Genomic DNA, 17,971 nt, shown 5'->3' on the forward strand with positions numbered 1-17,971 from the left:
CCTCAGATGTCGGCAGAGATGCCGAAGTGATCGCTGGTGTTGCGAACGCGCCCGTAATTGCTCCAGCCGGTCAGATTTCCGGCGCCGCCGATCCCGGGATAGTTCGCCGCCGTCGGTGCGCCCGGCCACCCCATCGGCGGCGCGGTGAACTGGTTGGCCAAAGCGATCGCACCGGGGGGAGGATTGTCCGGCGGCGCCATGACCCCGTTCATCGGCGTGCCGGTCACCGTGTTCATGATCGTGGTCTGATAGTTGTGCATGCCGTTGTGCGGCCAGACCAGGACGTTGTCGATCGAGTAGAACGGCGCGGCGACGAAGTTCGAGCCGACATAGCCGTAGCCGGGATAAAAGCTCTGCCCCGGCCCGCCGCCGTTGGACCAGAGGAATTTGGAGGCCGCCGTCTTGTCCTTGCCGCGGATATGGGTGGAGAAATAGCCCTTATACTGGTCGAGATTGACAGGAACTCCCACCGCCGTCGGACTGACGAGCAGCGTGTAGGCACCGGGCCCCCCGGTGAGCGGATTATAGAGGCCCGAGGCCGTGCCGTTGACGGCGAACAGATTGACGTTGAAATCGCCGCCGATCACCCGCGTCTCATTCACTCCCAGGGCGCCGACGATATCGTTGATCGTCGACAGCGTGGTGATGTAGTTCGCCGCCGCGGGATTGTTCGGCGGGGAATGGATGCCGAAGATGGTGAGGTCTCGCTGCACGACGCCGAGATTATCGGTCTCGGTGAACGTTGCCATGAACGGCTCGCGCAATCCGCCAAAGGCAACGGGCGCACCGAGCGTGGTCGTGAAGGCGATGCGCGCGGCGACGACGTCCTCATTGAGGCCGCCATTGTGCTGGGCGCCCGCAGGAATCTGGCGCACGCCGCCAAGCCCCGGCGGCACCAGCATTCCGTTGACGTTCACGGCACCGATAGGCACCACCATGCCATTGTACGGCGCGGCGGCGCCGCCGCCCGGCGGCACCGACAGGCCGCCATGACCGCCGGTCCAGATGTTGGGCCCGGTGAAATAGCGACGGAGGTTGCCTGCAGTGTCGGTGCGGCGATAGAGAATGCCGACCGTTTCGGCGCGCCCGCCGGTCCCGGTGTAGAGCGGCGGCACGGCGTTCCAGCCGCCTGCCACCATCGTGGCGGGGTTGTTGAGCCCGAACTGCACCATGGCGAGTGCATTGATGCCGCCGGTCTGGCTCGCCAGCGCGTTGGGCGCATTGTCGCCGGAGCTCACCTCGATGATGACGATGATGTCCGGCTGCGTGGCCGTCAGCACGGCATTGATCACCGCGCGGCGCTGGATCGCGCTCTGCATGTCGTTGAGGCCGCCATGGCCACGCTGCCGCTTGATCGACGCGGAAAAGATCTTGTTGACCGAGAAGCTCTCGATATTCCAGAACAGGATCCGCGTCATGATGACGGCTCCTGCAGCTCGGGCTTGCGTGGGGCGAATGCGAGCGACTGCTCGCAGCCCGGATTGTCGTCGGCGACATAGGCCGCATACCAGCCGAGGCTGCCGGTGTTGTCGGGATCGCCGAACAGAAAGAACTGGATGTTGGCGGACGGCGGCAGCTTGGCGATGCCGAAGATCTTGATGGCGATATCGTCGATCCGCAGGCAGTAGAACCACTTCGGACCGTCATCAGACAGCTTGCGTCCCGATGCGGTCGGGACCGGCTGGCGCAGGATCGAGATCGCACCGACCGCAACCTTGATGACGCCCTGGATGCTGAACAGGCTGGCGCCGGGCGCCGCGCCCGGCAGGCTCATGCCGATGAAGACCGCATGCTGCGCATCCGAGCCGGTGGTGATCGGTGACCATGCCGCGAGCAGCTGCGACTGGAAGCCGACGCCAGAGGCGAGCGCCCCCGGACCGCCCAGCGTGATGTCGTAGACGACGCCGAACCAGGGCCCCTCGAGTTCGGTCAGGTTGAGCTGCGACGTCACCGGCAGGAAGCCGAGATCGGACGGCTTCTGATCGCCGGTCGCGTTGACGAAGCTCTTCAGCTGCAGCGCGAAGCCGCGGAACAGGCTGGTGTCGCGCATCGTCGAGCCGTTGAGATTCCAGGCCAGGTTGCCGGTCGCGACCTCGAACCGCTTGGCGCCAGGCGTCGCCTGCGGATAGGTCATTCCGACGGCGAGACCGGAGAAGGCGAGGCCGACGCCGAGCGCCGCCTCCGGCGTGTCCGGCGGACTGCCGAACGACAACAGGTCGAGCGTCTCTTCGGCGGTGCTCTGAAGCGCCGTGAAATCGAGCTGCCCCCAGATGAGGAAGTTGCTCGCCACCGTGGCGCCCTGGTCCTGGGTGCCGATCGTGTTGAACTGCACACGGTCGAAGGCGACGGCCGGCAGCACGTTCGATGGGCTGGTCAGCACGTTGGTCGTGTTCTGCTCGAAGACATAGGCGCCGCGGCCGCCCTGATCGACATAGCTGCCCTTCAGCACGATTCCCGTGAATGGCTGCGGCTTGCCGCGTGAGTACAGCCGCGACACCGGCGCGCCGAACAGCGCCGCGACCGAGAGCTGGACGTGGCTGTCGAACCGCGTCAGCCTGGCGTTCTCGAACAACGACTGCAGCTGCAGCACGGTGAAGTCGAACTCGCCGCTCATCTGCACCGCCACGGGCACGTCGGGCGCAACGCCGCTCGAGACGTTCACCGCATAGCGCGGATCTTCGTAGTCGATCAGGCCGAACAGGCTCGAGCTGCCCGAGGGCATCGTGATCCGGCCGCTCCGGCCGTCGACCGTGACGCGGCTGACGGTGAAGCCGAAATGATGGGCGTTGAAGCGCGTAAAGTCGATGCCGGCGGCAAGACCCGCAATCTCCGGCGGCATGTCGCGCTGGCCGAGATCGGCCGCGAGCACGATGACGCCGGTCCAGTTCGGGTCCTGGGCAATGCGCGCGAAATTCTCATAGAATGGGCCGGACGCTCCCTTCGACCGTGCGATGGCGTCCGCAATGTAGTCCTGCAGCCATTGCGAGAGGCCGGTGTAGGACAGCGCGGCGGTGACCGGCGGTGTGCCGGGCAACAGCGAGAACTGCTCCGCGGACGTCCAACGATTGGCATTCGTGACCCGCTCCAGCAACGAGCCGGAGCAGAACTTCATGATCATCACGTTGCGGTAGGCGGTCGCCGACGCACCGGCGCCGACCGCCGCGGTCATGGTCCAGCCCGCAATGTTGACGGTGTTGGCGAACTGGGCGCCGGTGCCGAACGGCTCCGGATTGACGGCGACCAGAAAGAGCTGGTTGGTCTGCAAGGCGTCCTGCATCGCCTGGGTTGGAGCAGATAGCGCGAATGGCAGGGTATTGCCGTCGCGGTCGAGCGATTGCGCCATGCTGACCTTCAGATAGGCCCCCGTCGCCGGATCGCGCTCGATGATGAAGCCCTGAGGCGTCGTCCCATCGGTGCTGGGGCCATCCGCCAGCGTGCCGTGCAACGCATGAGCCCGCGCCGCCTGCACCCGCGCCGACCACGTCTTGCTGCCATAGCCCGAGATCAGCGACTTGCGGGTTGCGGCCACAATCTGGCTCTCGAACTGGACGAGCGTCGCGCCATCGAGGCCGCTGCTCGCAGCAGCGCCATAAGGCGCCAGCGGGAACGTCTTGTCGCTGCCCTGGGCGAGCGGCATGAACGGCGGCGCGGATTGGAGTATCTCCGCATTCGCGGCGCCGGCCGCGGCCGCACCGTAGATCGCGCTGCCTTCGGGCTCGGCCAGATAGTCGACGGTCCCGCTGCCGGCGACGATGGTCACCCAGGAGGTCTGGTGGTCGTCGGTCAGGCGCGGCGCAACGGCGCCGCTCGCGGGACGGTTGAGATCCGCCGTCTCGAACGGGAACACCGGCGCGTAGCCTGGTTTCGAGGGGATCGCGTTGAGGCGATCGTTTTGTGTTGCAGGCAGGCTGACGTCGTACGCCTTGAAGCTGAGCGCTTCCGATCCGAACAGTCCGCCCATCAGCTTCGCGACCTGGCCGGCCGCGCTGCCGTCTGCACTGAGCGCATAGTGGCCGGCCAGGCTCAGATAGGCAGTGCCGGTGTCGGTCTTGGCCGATCTCGCGACACTGGTGGCAAAGGCGAAGCCCCCGGCGCCGAGCGCCGGCGCCGTATCTCCGCTGCCAGCCCCGAGCGGTGTCAGTTGCACGACACGCCCGCCGGTCGTGCGGAATTCGCTGGTCAGCGCAAGCGCCCCCTTTATGGCAAAACCGGAACGCAGATAGCCCTGTTCGAGCTGCTCTCGGCTGATCACGCGGTTGGCCGGATCGCCGAGGTCGAAAGCGCCCGCGATCGAAAGCTGCGATGGCAACGCCGCCACCGTCATGGCTGCATACTGCGCAGCTTGCAGCGACGCCGTCGCATTGTTGTTGATGACGTAGCGGACGCCCTGCCCCAAGCCCTGGCTGACGAACGCCTGTTTCGAATCGAGCAGCCCATCAAAGGTCACGCAGCCGGTGTTGGCGCCGCCGAAGGGCACGTAGGCGTAGATGCGATTATTGGAGGCCGGCGCAAGCCGAATGCCGAGCGGGTTGTCGCCCTTGCCCGCGAAGCCGATGAACGGAGGTGAACTCAGCGCCGAGCCCGACAGGCGCAGCGCCCCACCGTCAATATCGATCCGGCTCTGATCGAGGATGTAGAATTTGGCGTTGCTGGCGAACCAGAGGTTCATGTTGCCCGAGACCTGGTAGACCGGCGGCAGATTGATGAAGGAGACGCCATAGCGCTCGAAGTCGCCAAACACGACCGGATTGGCCGAGGCAAGCCAGACGACGGCGCGATTGCGCGTCGCCTTGCTGATATAGGTCCGTGCACGCTCGGCGAACCCGCCGGGATCCCGATCGAGATCGGCGGGCCGCTGTGTCGCGAACAGATAACTGCCACCGTACTTCTTCAGCGAGTCATCGTAGTTGATGAACGGTGGCAGCGACGAGCCCGCGCCGAGAAGGTAGCCGGCCCAGCCAACCGAGCCGGCAACCCTGGTCTCGTAGATCGCGGAGGAGTCGACCTGCTCGAACTGCGCTGACGCGGACGCGTCCATGCTCGTATCACCCGATCGGGAAGATGCCGAGCAAGGTGCCCGCCAGTGAATAGAGGGCGCGATCGTCGATGATGTCGCCCTTGATGATGGTCACCGTATATTGCGTCGAGCCCAGCGCCGCATATTGCACCGTGATGCCCGCCTTCCACGTCGTCGCCCCGATCGTGATATCAGCACCGAGGACCGCAGTGATCTGCGACTGCGAGACGATCGGCGTCCAGACCGGGATTCGGCCCTGATACTGGAACGAGACGTAGGTCGTATTGTTGGTGTCGCCGCTCGGCGTCGTCACCACGTTGCTGTTCGGACTGGTCGGGGTGTTCACCGTCGGCAGCGCCGTGAAGGCCGCGCGCGGATACTCTTCGGTCCGCGTCGCCGCGGGCGCCGCTGACTTGACGGACGAACTGATCGGGAAGATGCCGAGCGTCACGCCCTGGAGCGAGTAGAGCCCACGATCGTCCACGATCTCGCCCGAGATGATGGTCACGGTGTACTGGGTCGATCCCAGCGCCGCATACTGGACCGTGATGCCCTTGCGCCAAGTCGTTGCGCCGATCGTGATGTCGGCCCCCAAGACGACTTGAGGTTGAGCCTGCGAAACCACCGGCGTCCAGACCGGAATGCGGCCCTGATACTCGAAGACGAGCTGCGTCGTGTTGTTGGGATCGCCCGTCGGCGTCGCGACGACATCGGTGTTGGGACTCGTGGGGGTTTTTACGACGGCGGGAGCGGTGAAACGAATACCTTCACGATCAGACATGACTATCTCCTTTTGTAAAACACAGGTCGAAACCTGCAGCGCGCAGCTGCTGAGCGCAGCTGAGGCGAGTCGAAAATCAATAAACTACCAATGATCGAAATCTATCAGAGGTTGCATCGTGTAACAGAGTTCGTAGGGGCGGTCAATCGGGCCAGATCACAGTCCTGCCCCCACGCCCGATAACATTCTGGTGTTTACATCTCACGCGAAGCCGGGCCGGCCCTCAGCGGCTGCCTTGTCTCCGAAGCATTTGCATCGCACGCTTCATCGCTGCGGACCGGGTGAACGAGCCGAGCACGATTCCGGTAAAGCTGCTCTCCTTTCCGGAATCGACGATCGCTCCTGTCATCGTGACCGTGTAGTAGGGACCCATGGGGTTCATGGTCACGGTCAGCCCCTTGCACAGGACAATGCCGGCAACAGCGACATCCTCGGCCAGCGTGACCTTCACCTCGCCAATCGACACGAGCGTCCTCCAGCACGGGATCGTACCGTTGACGAAGAAGGTCACCCAGGTGCTGTCGTTGGTGTCGAACGTTGCGGCCACCTGCGCATTGCAATTCGTCGTCAGCTGGGTGTCGACGGTTTGATCGGTGAGCTGAGATGGCGCAGCGGGCAAGGCGGCTTCCGTCCTCGTTCAAACGCTCAGCGTCATGCAAGATGACCAGCCGGAGGTGACAAATAACTAGCCGCCGTCGGTTTGCGAGTCCATTTGCAATCCGGCCCCTGCAGCAATCCGGCCGAGGCTCCGCATCCCACGCAGGTGCGACCAAGGCCCTGGCCGTAACCTCCCCTGGCCAAGATTCCCGGCGGGGTTTCGCAACAGGCACGATCCGCTGCAAAAGCTGCTCTTCCCGGATTTCTTCAAACCTACCAGCCTGTTGCCCGCCCCTCCCGCCGATCGCATGCCGCACCGGGAAACGCCTCGCCCCTTGGGTGGGACGCCGCCGACGCCAAGGCTGATTTCTCTTTATTTTTCAGCTCGTTGTTGTCGACAGCAATGTGAGACGCCGCCGCGTCGGACGCCGCAAACGGCAGACGCCGGACCGATCGGGCGCAGAGTCATCTCTGGCCTGAACGCCAGATCGTCGCTCAAGCGGGCGGCAATCCCGTCTCCGGCCGGCGTGCGTCGGGTTGCCTCCGGACCCTGCTGTTTCTACAACAGCGGCAGCGCCTCCCAAGTATCAGGACCATCCCTCAAAGTGAACGAGCAACGCTTCATCGGCTCGCTGACCGGCTTACGCTTCGTCGCGGCCGCAACGGTCGCCGTCGGCCATGGCGCCCCGTCGTTGGCGCAAGGCCTGCTGCCGGAGCTCATCGCTCAGGTCAGCAGCATCGGAATGACAATGTTCTTCGTGCTGAGCGGATTCGTCCTTTGGCTCAACTATGCCGCGCGCTTCCACTCGCAACCGCTCGGAAGCGCTCTTCGCGAATTTGCCATCGCACGCTTCGCCCGACTCTACCCCATGTACGCCGTGATTGCGCTCGCAGTCGTCGCATACGTCGTGATTGCGCGAGGTCTCTCGGCCCCGTCGCTCGGCTTCATCCTCACGATGACGCAAGCCTGGTTTCCCGTGCAGAACGGCACCATGCTGGTCGCGGTCGTGCCGTCGCTGCAGCACCTCTGGTCCATCAGCGTCGAGCTGTTCTTCTACCTGCTGTTTCCGTTCGTCTGCCTGCTGTTTGCAGGCGTCGCCAGGCTGCCCACGATCATCTGGATCGCGCTTGCGAACATCGTGACTTTCGCGCTGACGATCGCCGCCGCTTTCACCTTTGGCGCTGCGTTGTTGCGGGCCGCCGCGCCAAGCCTCACGCAAAACGGGATGCAGTGGCTCACCTACTACTCTCCCTATCTTCACATCGCTCAGTTCCTGGCTGGCTGCCTTGCCGCCATGATCTACAAGAACCGCGCCGATGCCAGCATCGGTGACGGGGAGCGACGCTGCGTGAGGCTCCTGTTCTGGCTTGCGCTGGTGAGCCTCATCTGTGCGCCTGTCCTGCTGTTTCTGCAGCCTCGTCTGCCCGGCTGGTCGTTCGCGATCGAACTTGCCGTACGTCTCATCGAGATCTCGGGATTCTCGATCGTCTTCGTCGCAGCCAGTCGGTACGGCCATGCCGCTTGGCTGTCGTCCAGAGCCCTGATCATTGGTGGCGAATGCAGCTATTCGATCTATCTGCTGCATCCCTTTCTCATTCGGCTTGCGATGATCGGAAAGTCAGATGCTCCCGGCGCTCTCGAGCTCGCACTGCGGCTCGGTCTGTTCGTTGCGATTGCGACGGCGGTGGCCTGGGTCACCTACATGCTCATCGAGGCGCCCTCGCGAACATGGTTACGGAGAGCCTTCCGCACCAGCGCACCGCGCGACGTGATCCATGCGACGCCGGTCTGAGCGCCGTGTCACCGGCCGTCCGTGCTTCGCGGTGCGCCTCTACCAGCGGCTTATCCGGAGCCTTGCCGTGCCTTGAATCAGGAGCCAGACGAAGCTGCCGCCGCTAACGACAGGGCGCGACGTCCAACGTGAACAGTCGCTGATCCCTCGCGGCAGCCGGCAGCCCGATGCACCCTCCCGCGGCGATGATCAGCCATCGCATATTCACCTACTGACACAGGCCCTCGCCTGTCTGCTCCATTTGAACGCGGTTCCGCATGGCGGCCTTGGCCGAGCGCCCGCAGGGCATTCGTTCCACACCGGCGCTCCCACCTCCCAGCCATTCACGACGCAGCCGCCATTGGGCGCGACGTGGCACCCTGGGCCGCAGGACTCATTGGCGACCGACCGGCCGCCTCCTGCCGCAAGGCCAGTCAGCAGCACAACCCAAAACATCAGCCTCATCGCTTTGCTCCATTGACTCCGAGGCGACGAGCCCCTGCGACCGCGCCCCAGCGGAAACCATGAACGTATCAAACCGTTCCCCCGTTGATCGCAGCCTGCTCGCGCTGAGATCTCGTCGGAGATGGTCGCCGCCAGCCTGTGACGAAACATCGCGCCGTCACCACACTCTAGCCCTACTACGCGCACGACCGCGCCATATCCGTGCACGGAAATGGGAGACCATCGTAGCGAGAAGGTTTTCACCATGTTGGGCGATGATTGCGCAGCCTGGGCGAGCGATAAGCGGAAAAATCACCTCTCCACGCCAATTTGATCGTGGTGAGCCAGCAAGGCGTTGGGGCGCGCGCGCTCAGAAACGTGACGAGCCGAACAACATCAGGAGCCGGCGGCACGAACTGCCGGCCAGCCTTGGATCGTCCGGATGCGCGCCGGACGAGCCCGTGGCGAATGCAGGGAGCGATAGATCGACATGATGGCACGAAAGCTTTCAATCCGCGAAGTCATTGCCAGATCCTATCCCAGCTGGGACTATGCCATGGCCGACCGGTTGATCGCATGGCTCGATCATTGTGGGTACGAGATCGTGGAGAAGAAGCCGGAGCGCACCGCGGCTCCCGTGACCGACGACGCGCAGCCACAGGTGATCAGCGCTTGATGAATTCTGCCCCGTTTCGCCGAGGCGCTGTGAATGATCAGCGCTCCTCAAGCGGCAGCGCTCGGGCGCCGCAGGAACCGCGCATCGCGTTCTGGGGTTCAAGATGACAAGACCAGACGCTCGACGTCTCATCGAGCACCATGAGATCAGGGAAGGATCACCAATGTCTCGCAAGCTCACGCCACGCCAGGTCATCGCACGCTCCTACCCGACCTGGGATTACGCCATGGCCGATCGCCTGATCGCCTGGCTGGATGATTGCGGCTACGAGATCGTCGAAAAAGGAGCCGCGCACCTGGACACAAGTCTGGTGCCTGCTGCGCCGGAATCGACACCGTCGCATGAAAGCACACATTGATCCCGTCGATCCCGTCGCGGTCGAAACCGCGAACGGGGCCTCCGGGCGCTCATTGGTATGAGAAAGCCGGCCTCAGGCGAGCAGCTGCTTCTCGATTTCGTAGACCGGAAGCTTGACCAGATCCTTGTGGACCTCGCCATGCAGCACCTTTCGTACCGCGTCGGAATAGTCGGCGCGGATGATCCCGAGCGCGCGCGGCGACGCCACCATCGTGACGGCTTTGGTTTCGCCCGACAGGACAGCCTGATGCAGGCGATCAGCAAGCTGCTTGAGAAAGGCGCGCTCAGCCTGATCATGCCAATCCGTCTGATCCACCGAACTCCGAGCATTGCCAAATGACTGCTGCACCGAGCCGGGCGCATCAGTGCCCTGAGCGCTCGTGCGGTCGTTCTCCTGCTCACGGACCTCTTTGGTGTGCAGGTTCGGAAACATGCTGTCACCGACGTTCTCGAGGATCAGTGCCTTGCGGCCGTCGCACACGACGATCCAATCACCGGTTCCGACCTTCAGCTTGTCCATGAGATTACTCCATCATCCGAATTGCAACGAAGAACGTGCTGGGAATCCATCGGGAGACGCCGCCCAGCTATATGCCTTCTTCGAAGTCTTCCAAGGAAAGGCCGAACTCCGAGAGAGCCTCCTCCAGATAGTCGCCAAGCATCGGAGTTTCGATCAGGTACGTCGCGGTGCGATTGTTGTGCGCCTGAGCGGCCTGCGCACGAAGCTCATCCCAATTGTCCAGCGAGCCGTCACCCCGGCCCAGCCACATCAGCGTGACCAGATCGATCTGTTCGTCGACATTGAGGCCCCTGATGAAGCTGACGAGCTCCGACCTGTCCGTGTTCAAACCTCGCCCACCGGTACCGGGCGCCGCGTCGTCATCCGCCAAATCTGCCAGCAATTCGGGTTCGGCCGCTTCCATTTCATGCTTGTGGATCTTGGTCACGACGAAGGCGACCTTCTCCGGCGAGATCGAGAGGGTGGGCGTGGTAGTCGTCATTCAGCGTCTCCTGGGTCCCCGGGCAAACGCTCCCAGGTCCCATGCAAGGGACGCTAGGCGTTCCGGAAGGAGCGCACTTTGCGCAAGATCAAGGCAGCGCGGCGGCGTGAAAACGGCGCAGCAGCCCACGTCAGTTCGACCGCCCCCGGCGCGCGATTGCACCGGGACTGCTTGGATCGACCGGGGACTGCGGGCAATCGATACTACCAGGTCCAAGCGAAAGGGCCGACATGCGGCTGCTGCGCGACCAGGATCATCGGTCTGCCCAGATGAGCTCTTGCGACCTTTCGCTTCTTCGCCTTGCTCGTGTCGGCAATCCGCGTCGCGCGAGGCTTCTCGGCGGCCTTCACGGCCGCAACCTGCGGGTTGGCTTCGACGGCGCTCATCTGCGCGAAGGCGTCGCGAAGACCGTTCTTGGCCACTTCTCCCGCAGGTTCTGCCGGAGGCTGCTCCGCCTTCGCGAGCTTCACCGGAGTTGGCGTGGCGATCGAGGTGTCCATCACGATCCGCTCCGGCCACTTTCGCGTCGACTGAATGCGCACCGGGGGAAGATCCGACGCAGACGACAGGCTTGCAGGCAATGGCACGCTGGGAAGCACGGCATCCGCCAGGACGAGCAGCGCCAGCAGAGTTCCACCGACGAAAAGAAAGTAACGGAGAATGGGCATAATTTACCGCTCCGTCGGCACCTGCGCCGACATCCACCTAACGGAGGATCATGACAGTATGTTCCCGCGTCGAACGCTCGGGTTCAAAGACCGTGGGAGACTAGCGCGACATAATTAGATTTTGGTCGCTGCAACCAGCGCGCATTTGGCCGCGCTGACGTTAACGTTGACGAATCCGACGTGGACCGCCGCGAAGGTCTTGCGGCTGCGCGACCCGACTTGGCCGGGCACGATCCGTCGGCGGTCGGTGACGTGACTGCCGTCGCGCCGGCTGAAGGCGCAGCTGATTTCGACGTCCTTGACTGCGAAACCGTTGGCATTCCGTAGCGTGAAGGTCACCAGCGCCTTCGATCCAAGCCCGCCGCGCCGCCAGGACTGGGAACTGATCCGCAGGCCGGACAGAGCGGCCGGGTCGAGCGCACTGGATGACACAGGTAGAATCGTCGGCGACAGACTGGCATGCGCGTCCATGACGTTCCGGCCGGAGCCGACCACCGGGGACGAATCGGGGTGCGCATTGGACCCCAGACTGGGCACCACGGACGAGAGCCCATGCGACGGCTCCGTCCCGTCTTCATCTCCTTCATACCGGCCGCTCGGGGAGGCCGATGTGACTTGCGCAAGGCGGAGGTCGGCCATCTCCTCCTCTTCGACCGACATGATCAGCCACCCGACTGCGCCGAACATGATCAGCGCGAGGATCGCCAACCCCGACACGGCGGCTCCCAAAGGGATCGACGCTCCGCCGCTTCGGCGCATGGCCAGCGACGCCGCGGCATCGGGCTTGCGTCCCAGCAAACGAGAGAGACCCGCGCTCATGTCTGCACCATCGGCTGCCCGGCGGGGGCATCTGGAAGCTTCAATCGGCAAACATCGATAGGGTTGCATGCAAAGCCGACAATTGGAGGGCAGGCCCGGATACCGGTCGGTTTGCCGGCTGGCGCGGCCGGCGACGGGCCGGTAAACATCCGCTCCGCTGCCGACGCCCCAAGGAACGCCGCCGCGCCGCAAGCGGTTCACTCTTTCGAAAGATCTCGACGATGTTGAATGTCACGTGGGACCATATCCATCTGCGCAGCCCTGACCCGGAAGCCACCGCCAACTGGCTTCACGACATTCTCGGCGGCGAGATCGTCCGCAATCCCGGCCGCATCGACGTCAAGCTTGGCGGCGCCAGCGTGTTCATCGCCAAGGTCGAGCCGGGCGACGGAGTGAACGAGCCGCCGGTGACCCCGCACCAGGGCCTCGATCATTTCGGCCTCACCGTGAAGGACATCGACGCAGCGGCCGCCGAGCTCAAGGCCAAGGGCGTCACCTTCACGACCGAGCCGACCACGATCCGCCCCGGTGTTCGCATCTGCTTCATCCGCGGGCCCCAGGGCATTTCCATCGAGCTCCTGGAGCGCGACAAGAAATACGTCTGAGCGCCGCCCCGCTCGGCTACGTCATGCTGCCCGGCATGAAGCAGCGGATCGAGAGGCCCTGATAGCCGCGCATCGGCCACACCATGGTGCGCCCGACGCGGTTGGGCTCGGTGATGACCGCCTCGTCGGGAACGTCGAGCCATTCCCCCTCGATGCGGACGCGGTAGTGACCGCCCCTGCTCTCCCAGTCGACATCGCTGACGGCGCTGCCGTCGGCATCCGAGCAGCACGGGCCCTTGCCGCTGCGCAGGCCGTCGAACCATGCCTTGATCTCCGGCGACGAGTTCGCATACTGGCCGCGATCGCGCGCCAGTGACGGTGGCGCGCAGAGTGCGATCAGCAGCGCCGCACCGCCGACCTGGATGGGCGGCTTCCATGGAGCGACCGCCGGTCGCCTCGAACCCGTGTTGCTGATGTCGGCACGATCAGCTCGATGCGGCTCATGGCCGCGGGACACGATCCATTTGCTCATTTCCATCTGGTCCATCTGGCTCCTGCACCACCCCAGGGTGCACGGATAATGATGCATCAACTGGGCCAGATTTCGATTCGATCTCGGCTTCGTGAGAGTCAATCCGGAGTTTCACGCAGCGGCGCGGCATCCCCGCGCATTGCGGATCTCCCTACTCGGCCGCCTGCTCGAGAGGCGCGACCCGCGGCAGAATGATCTGGACGCGCGTGCCGGCGCCCGGCTCGGAGTCGAGATCAAGCCGGCCGCCGAGCCGGTTGGTCACGATGCTGTAGACGATGTGCAGGCCGAGGCCGGTGCCGCCCTGGTCGCGGCGCGTCGTGAAAAAAGGATCGAAGGCGCGGCGGCGGACGTCGAGCGACATGCCGCAGCCATTGTCGGAAAAGATGATCTCGACATTGTCGCGCCCGGACTCCCGCGCCCTGATTTCGATCACACCGCTCCTGCCGTCCGGAAACGCGTGCGCGACCGCATTGAGGAAGAGATTGGTCAGAACCTGCCCATAAGGCCCGGGGTAGCTGTTCATCACCAGATCGGGCTGGCAATCCACATTCACCGTCAGGTTCTGTCTGCGCACGCCCGGGCGCAGACTCATCACCACCTGCTCGGTGAGATCGGCGAGATCGAAGGTGCGCTTGTCGGAGTAGTTGCGGTCCGCTGCGACCTGCTTGAACGACTGGATCAGCTCGGCCGCGCGATTGAGATTTGCGACGAGCTGCCCAGCCGCACTGCGGCTCATCTCGATGAACTCGTTGAGGCTCGACCGCCGCAGTTCGCCCCGCGTGACCGCCTCGCTGAAGCGCTCGGTCTTGCGCTCGAGCGCGGAGGCGACCGTGAGGCTGATGCCGACGGGGTTGTTGACCTCATGGGCAACGCCGGCGACCATGCGCCCGAGCGCCGCGAGCTTCTCGGCTTCGATCAGCGAGGCCTGGGTCTCGCGCAGGTTCCGGAGCGCCGTCTCGGCGGCCTCCTTGGCCTTGCGCATCTCCAATTCGCTCTTCTTGCGCTCTCCAATGTCGAGCGCCACGGTGACGATCTTGTCGACCTCGCCGTCGGCGTCGAGAAGCGGCAGCTTGTTGACCAGCCATTGCCGCATGATGTTGCAAGAATCGAGGTATTCCTCCTCGTAGAACCCGAGGCCGGCCTTCGTCGCCAGCACGCGCTTGTCGTTCGAGTCCGTCTTGTTCGCACCGTAGCGCGACATCAGCTCGCCCGTGGTGCGGCCGAGCGCATCCTCGGGCTCGACGTTGAAGATGCCGGCCATGTAGCGGTTCATCAGGACATAGCGTAGCTCGCTATCCTTGACGTTGATCACCGCCGGCACGGTGTCGATGACCTGCTGCAGCAATCGCCGGCCTTCCGCGATCGCGTCCTCGGCGCGCTTCTGATCCGTGATGTCGCGGACCACGCCTTCGTAGCGAATTACCTCGCCGTTCTCATCCCGCACCACCGTGGCGCTGTCCGAAAGCCAGCGGATCTCGCCGGTGCGCCGGCGCACCTGGTATTCGAACTCGCGCACCATGCCGTCGCGCCGCATCAGCCGCTGATAGCGTTCGCGCGCCAGGGGATGGACATAGATCGTATCCGCGATGTCGTTGACGCTCTGGATCAGCTCGCTCGCGGATTCGTAGCCCATGATGCGCGCGAGCGCCGGATTGGCATTGAGCACGAGACCACTCGGTGTGGTGACATAGATGCCGTCGATCGAAGCTTCGAACAGCTTGCGATAGCTCTCCTCGGCCAGCCGCTGCTCGGCCAGCGCGCGGACGGCCGCCTCGCGCGCCGCGTCGGCATCCTGCAAAGTCTGCCGAAAGACTTCTGCCGCCCGCGCGATATCGCCGATCTCGTTCTGAACGTCGGTCTGCGGGATCGACGCCGCTTTTTCGCCCGCCGCCAGCGCCCGGATCGAGCGTGCGATCGAGGCCAGCGGCTTCACCGTGCGGCGCACCACGAACGAGGCAGCAAAGATGCCGATCAGAACGCCCGCCGTGCCGAAGATGATGCTCTGCCATTTCGTCTCCGCCAGCGTGCGGGCGAAGTCGCGCGACAGCACCTTGCCCTGGCTGGCACTCAAGGCGCGCAGCAGCTCCGTGACCCGGCCGATCAGCCGCCCCTCGATGCCCAGCACCTCCTTGTCGAGGCGTGCGATCTCGTCCTCGGTGCCGGCAATGGCGATGATCGCCTCGGCGTAGCGGTCCGCTGCCGCGCGCAGGGCGCTGTCCTCGATCGGCATTGCGCGCATGCTGCGGGCGGCCTGCTCGGCGCCAGCCGGGTCGCGCGCCAGCAACGCCGCGCCGACCTGGTTCTGCACTTGGAACAAGGCCCGCGCCGTGGCGCGATCAGTCAGGCCGGCGATGGCGTCCTCGAAGCTCTCGCGCGCCGCCGGCAAACCCGACAGCAGCTCGGCACGCCGGGCGATCAGCGCGCTGATGCGGTCGATGCCTTCGCGGTAATTGGCGAGCCGCTGGGCAACGCCATCGATGGTCGCCTGCTGCTCCGGTGCGAGCTGCAGGCGCGTCTTCTTCAGGAGCGCGCTGAGCTCGGTCGCCGCCTCCATGGCACGGTCGGAGCGCGAGCCGGGATCGGTGACGAAATCGCGCGCCGCGAGCCGCAGCTCGTTCATGCGCTGGTCGATCTCCTCGGCGAGATCGCCGACGCCCTGCAGCCGCTGCAACTCGGCAAAGGTCGAATCGATGTGGCGGATGGCGATCACGCTCGCCATGCTGGTCGCGGTGATCACGGCAAGCAGCAGCAAAAAGCTGCCAAAGATCATCCGCCCGATCGTCATCGATCGGAGGCTGCTGCAGGCCGTGTCGAGGTCCGGTAATCTACTCATGGGATCCGATGGTCGGAACCGCACTATATACGAGCCGCCGGGCGGCCAAATGAACATATAGAGAACAATTCTCGTCCGCGCATCATCCGCCGGACGAAAAATAGCCTGTGCGGTTAACCGGCCGCACCGAACTCGAACACCTCGCCATCATAGCCCGCCTCGCGCGGAATGCGCAGCTGGCGACCGCCCTCGGCGGTCTTGGTCATGACCGGCATCACGGTGACGACGTCCATGTTCCGCGCCGCCGCCAGGGCGTCGGCCACCGCGGGCTGCTTGCCGAGCCGGATCAGGTTGCGCGTGGTCGGGAACGGCAGCTTGAAGCGGCCATCCTCGCCGCCGGCCAGCGCCTCGCGCGGCGAGACCCAGACGGAGTCGGTCGATTCCCGGCCGTCATGGGCGCCGAGCTGGTCCGGCGGCGCCGCCGCCAGAAAGAACCAGGTGTCGAAGCGCTTGGGCATGCCTTCGGGCGTGATCCAATGGGCGTAGGGAACGAGCGCATCGAGCGCGAGCACGAGGCCGTGAGCTTCGAGGACCTGGAAAAAGCTGATCTTGCCCTCGCACAGCGCCAGACGATGCGCAGCCTCGATCTCGCGGGCGGCAGCAGCATCGATCAGCGCGTCCGATCGGCCCGGCCGCGCCAGCAGGATGCCGCTCTCCTCGAAAGTCTCGCGCACCCCGGCGATGCGGAAGCCGAGCGCCTCGGCCTCCAGGCCCTCATCGCCGGCATAGAGCTCCGGCCTGCCGGCGATCTCCTGATCGCCTCTGTCGACGCTGCCGCCAGGAAACACCAGGGCGCCCGAGTTGAACTCGATCTGATGGTGACGCACCATCATGAACACCTCGATTTCGCGTGCGGCTGCGCTGTCGCGCAGCAGCAGCACGGTCGAGGCGGGACGGACGGCGGCGGCGTCAGCCATAGTCACTCCGCGGCGGTGGCACGAGGTTGCAGGTTGGCGCGGGCATCATAGCGCGCCACGCGCGACAAGAGATAGTCGACCTCGGCCTTGGCCGCGGCGCTGATGCCGGACGCCGGCTTGCGCTGGGCGCTGGAGGCAATGGCGCCGCGCTTCTGCAGCACGTATTTGCGCACGGCAAGCCCCGCCCCCGGCTGCTGCTCGTAGCGCACGAGAGGCAGATGCGCGTCGAACAGGTCGTGCGCGGCGTCGCGTTTTCCGGCCTGCGACAGCTTGACGACATCGACCAGCATTTCCGGGAAGGCATAGCCGGTCATGGCGCCGTCGGCGCCGCGCTCCATCTCGAAGTCCAGGAACAGACCGCCATTGCCGCACAGGATCGACAGCGGCCGCAGCGAGCCGTCCTTCTGGAACGTGCGCAGCGTCGAGATCTTCTCCAGGCCCGGCCAGTCCTCATGCTTGAGCATCACGCAGGAGGGGCTTTCCATGACGATCTTGCGGATCACAGCCGGCGTGAACTGGACGCTCAGCGTCAGCGGGTAATCCTGCAGCACCCACGGAATGTCCTCGCCGATGGCCTCCTGGGCCTGCTTGAAATAGCCCGTGATCTGATCATCGGTGCGCAGGCTCGGCGGCGGCGCGATCATCACGCCGGCAGCGCCCGCGTCCAGCGAGGCGCGCGCCAGCGCGCGCATGGTGGCAAAACCCGGCGCGGAGACACCGACGATGATCTGCAGGTTCTTGGCTCGCTTGGCAAAGCGCACTGCAACCTGCTCGGATTCAGCGGCGTCCAGCTTCGGCGCCTCGCCCATGATGCCCAGCACGGTGATGCCGTCGCAGCCGGCCTCGGCATAGAAATCGACCAGACGGTCGATCGAGGCCTCGTCGATGCGACCGTCATCATGGAACGGCGTCGGCGCGATCGCGAAGGTGCCTTTGGCGGCGGCGGTGAGCTTCATCTCGTCTGGTCTCCAATCTCTCTGGCGTCATTCCGGACGCGCCAAGCGCAGGCCCG

General features: G+C 64.7%; 17 protein-coding genes. 4 read left to right on the top strand and 13 right to left on the bottom strand.

Going from position 1 to position 17,971, the window contains the following annotated elements:
• Positions 1-2: 2 nt before the first annotated feature.
• The 4 genes from QX135_RS30085 to QX135_RS30100 form a co-directional block, all read right to left on the bottom strand.
• Positions 3-1,418 (bottom strand): hypothetical protein, encoded by a 1,416-nt coding sequence (locus QX135_RS30085; protein ID WP_316182064.1) that lies wholly within the window; start codon positions 1,416-1,418, stop codon positions 3-5.
• On the bottom strand, positions 1,415-5,038 hold the full coding sequence (locus tag QX135_RS30090) for a hypothetical protein (RefSeq protein ID WP_316182066.1): 3,624 nt from the start codon (positions 5,036-5,038) through the stop codon (positions 1,415-1,417). Before QX135_RS30090 ends, QX135_RS30085 begins: the two co-directional genes overlap by 4 nt.
• 7 nt (positions 5,039-5,045) lie before the next feature.
• Entirely contained in the window at positions 5,046-5,798 is a 753-nt protein-coding gene (locus QX135_RS30095; protein WP_315737655.1) for a hypothetical protein, read from the bottom strand.
• Between the two features lie 223 nt (positions 5,799-6,021).
• Entirely contained in the window at positions 6,022-6,417 is a 396-nt protein-coding gene (locus QX135_RS30100; protein ID WP_315737654.1) for a hypothetical protein, read from the bottom strand.
• Positions 6,418-6,730: 313 nt separating this feature from the next.
• On the opposite strand from QX135_RS30100, the gene QX135_RS30105 reads away from it, so the two are divergent.
• Positions 6,731-8,188 (top strand): acyltransferase, encoded by a 1,458-nt coding sequence (locus QX135_RS30105; protein WP_316182069.1) that lies wholly within the window; start codon positions 6,731-6,733, stop codon positions 8,186-8,188.
• 204 nt (positions 8,189-8,392) lie between these two features.
• Here QX135_RS30105 and QX135_RS32475 read toward each other — a convergent pair whose 3' ends face one another.
• Positions 8,393-8,632 (bottom strand): hypothetical protein, encoded by a 240-nt coding sequence (locus tag QX135_RS32475; protein WP_409997750.1) that lies wholly within the window; start codon positions 8,630-8,632, stop codon positions 8,393-8,395.
• Between the two features lie 472 nt (positions 8,633-9,104).
• On the opposite strand from QX135_RS32475, the gene QX135_RS30110 reads away from it, so the two are divergent.
• Positions 9,105-9,287, top strand: a complete 183-nt coding sequence (locus QX135_RS30110; protein WP_316182137.1) for a hypothetical protein — start codon at positions 9,105-9,107, stop codon at positions 9,285-9,287.
• A 163-nt stretch (positions 9,288-9,450) separates the two neighbouring features.
• Positions 9,451-9,645, top strand: a complete 195-nt coding sequence (locus QX135_RS30115) for a hypothetical protein (RefSeq protein WP_315737652.1) — start codon at positions 9,451-9,453, stop codon at positions 9,643-9,645.
• Positions 9,646-9,717: 72 nt separating this feature from the next.
• Here QX135_RS30115 and QX135_RS30120 read toward each other — a convergent pair whose 3' ends face one another.
• The 4 genes from QX135_RS30120 to QX135_RS30135 all read right to left on the bottom strand — a co-directional run bounded on the left by QX135_RS30120 (position 9,718) and on the right by QX135_RS30135 (position 12,132).
• Positions 9,718-10,164: a host attachment protein gene (locus QX135_RS30120; protein ID WP_315737651.1), complete on the bottom strand. Its 447-nt coding sequence runs from the start codon at positions 10,162-10,164 to the stop codon at positions 9,718-9,720.
• Positions 10,165-10,231: 67 nt separating this feature from the next.
• A complete protein-coding gene (locus tag QX135_RS30125) occupies positions 10,232-10,645 on the bottom strand; it encodes a DUF3775 domain-containing protein (RefSeq protein WP_315737650.1) in 414 nt (137 codons plus the stop codon).
• A gap of 203 nt (positions 10,646-10,848) precedes the next feature.
• Complete coding sequence (locus QX135_RS30130; RefSeq protein WP_315737649.1) at positions 10,849-11,313, bottom strand: hypothetical protein; 465 nt, start codon at positions 11,311-11,313, stop codon at positions 10,849-10,851.
• Positions 11,314-11,427: 114 nt separating this feature from the next.
• Positions 11,428-12,132, bottom strand: a complete 705-nt coding sequence (locus QX135_RS30135) for a hypothetical protein (protein ID WP_316182072.1) — start codon at positions 12,130-12,132, stop codon at positions 11,428-11,430.
• Positions 12,133-12,353: 221 nt separating this feature from the next.
• Between QX135_RS30135 and QX135_RS30140 the strand changes: the two genes are divergently transcribed.
• A complete protein-coding gene (locus QX135_RS30140; protein ID WP_315754297.1) occupies positions 12,354-12,737 on the top strand; it encodes a VOC family protein in 384 nt (127 codons plus the stop codon).
• A 16-nt stretch (positions 12,738-12,753) separates the two neighbouring features.
• On the opposite strand, the gene QX135_RS30145 is transcribed toward QX135_RS30140, so the two are convergent.
• The 4 genes from QX135_RS30145 to QX135_RS30160 all read right to left on the bottom strand — a co-directional run bounded on the left by QX135_RS30145 (position 12,754) and on the right by QX135_RS30160 (position 17,915).
• Positions 12,754-13,215 carry a hypothetical protein gene (locus QX135_RS30145; RefSeq protein ID WP_409997751.1) on the bottom strand — a complete coding sequence of 154 codons (462 nt, stop codon included), beginning with the start codon at positions 13,213-13,215 and terminating at the stop codon, positions 12,754-12,756.
• Between the two features lie 145 nt (positions 13,216-13,360).
• Entirely contained in the window at positions 13,361-16,042 is a 2,682-nt protein-coding gene (locus QX135_RS30150; RefSeq protein ID WP_316182073.1) for a PAS domain-containing protein, read from the bottom strand.
• 113 nt (positions 16,043-16,155) lie between these two features.
• Complete coding sequence (locus QX135_RS30155) at positions 16,156-16,959, bottom strand: NUDIX hydrolase (RefSeq protein ID WP_315737645.1); 804 nt, start codon at positions 16,957-16,959, stop codon at positions 16,156-16,158.
• Positions 16,960-16,961: 2 nt separating this feature from the next.
• Positions 16,962-17,915: a dihydrodipicolinate synthase family protein gene (locus QX135_RS30160; protein ID WP_316182075.1), complete on the bottom strand. Its 954-nt coding sequence runs from the start codon at positions 17,913-17,915 to the stop codon at positions 16,962-16,964.
• Between the last annotated feature and the right edge of the window lie 56 nt (positions 17,916-17,971).

Source organism: Bradyrhizobium sp. SZCCHNR1098, from assembly GCF_032489375.1.
In the GTDB taxonomy this organism is placed as follows: Bacteria; Pseudomonadota; Alphaproteobacteria; order Rhizobiales; family Xanthobacteraceae; genus Bradyrhizobium.

Excerpts from the sequence above, each read along its gene's own strand:
- QX135_RS30130 (WP_315737649.1), bottom strand. The coding sequence starts at position 11,313 with ATGCCCATTCTCCGTTACTTTCTTTTCGTCGGTGGAACTCTGCTGGCG.
- QX135_RS30155 (WP_315737645.1), bottom strand. The coding sequence starts at position 16,959 with ATGGCTGACGCCGCCGCCGTCCGTCCCGCCTCGACCGTGCTGCTGCTG.
- QX135_RS30145 (WP_409997751.1), bottom strand. The coding sequence starts at position 13,215 with ATGGAAATGAGCAAATGGATCGTGTCCCGCGGCCATGAGCCGCATCGA.
- QX135_RS30115 (WP_315737652.1), top strand. The coding sequence starts at position 9,451 with ATGTCTCGCAAGCTCACGCCACGCCAGGTCATCGCACGCTCCTACCCG.
- QX135_RS30110 (WP_316182137.1), top strand. The coding sequence starts at position 9,105 with ATGGCACGAAAGCTTTCAATCCGCGAAGTCATTGCCAGATCCTATCCC.
- QX135_RS32475 (WP_409997750.1), bottom strand. The coding sequence starts at position 8,632 with ATGAGGCTGATGTTTTGGGTTGTGCTGCTGACTGGCCTTGCGGCAGGA.
- QX135_RS30120 (WP_315737651.1), bottom strand. The coding sequence starts at position 10,164 with ATGGACAAGCTGAAGGTCGGAACCGGTGATTGGATCGTCGTGTGCGAC.
- QX135_RS30085 (WP_316182064.1), bottom strand. The coding sequence starts at position 1,418 with ATGACGCGGATCCTGTTCTGGAATATCGAGAGCTTCTCGGTCAACAAG.
- QX135_RS30135 (WP_316182072.1), bottom strand. The coding sequence starts at position 12,132 with ATGAGCGCGGGTCTCTCTCGTTTGCTGGGACGCAAGCCCGATGCCGCG.
- QX135_RS30150 (WP_316182073.1), bottom strand. The coding sequence starts at position 16,042 with ATGAGTAGATTACCGGACCTCGACACGGCCTGCAGCAGCCTCCGATCG.
- QX135_RS30095 (WP_315737655.1), bottom strand. The coding sequence starts at position 5,798 with ATGTCTGATCGTGAAGGTATTCGTTTCACCGCTCCCGCCGTCGTAAAA.
- QX135_RS30090 (WP_316182066.1), bottom strand. The coding sequence starts at position 5,038 with ATGGACGCGTCCGCGTCAGCGCAGTTCGAGCAGGTCGACTCCTCCGCG.
- QX135_RS30160 (WP_316182075.1), bottom strand. The coding sequence starts at position 17,915 with ATGAAGCTCACCGCCGCCGCCAAAGGCACCTTCGCGATCGCGCCGACG.
- QX135_RS30125 (WP_315737650.1), bottom strand. The coding sequence starts at position 10,645 with ATGACGACTACCACGCCCACCCTCTCGATCTCGCCGGAGAAGGTCGCC.
- QX135_RS30140 (WP_315754297.1), top strand. The coding sequence starts at position 12,354 with ATGTTGAATGTCACGTGGGACCATATCCATCTGCGCAGCCCTGACCCG.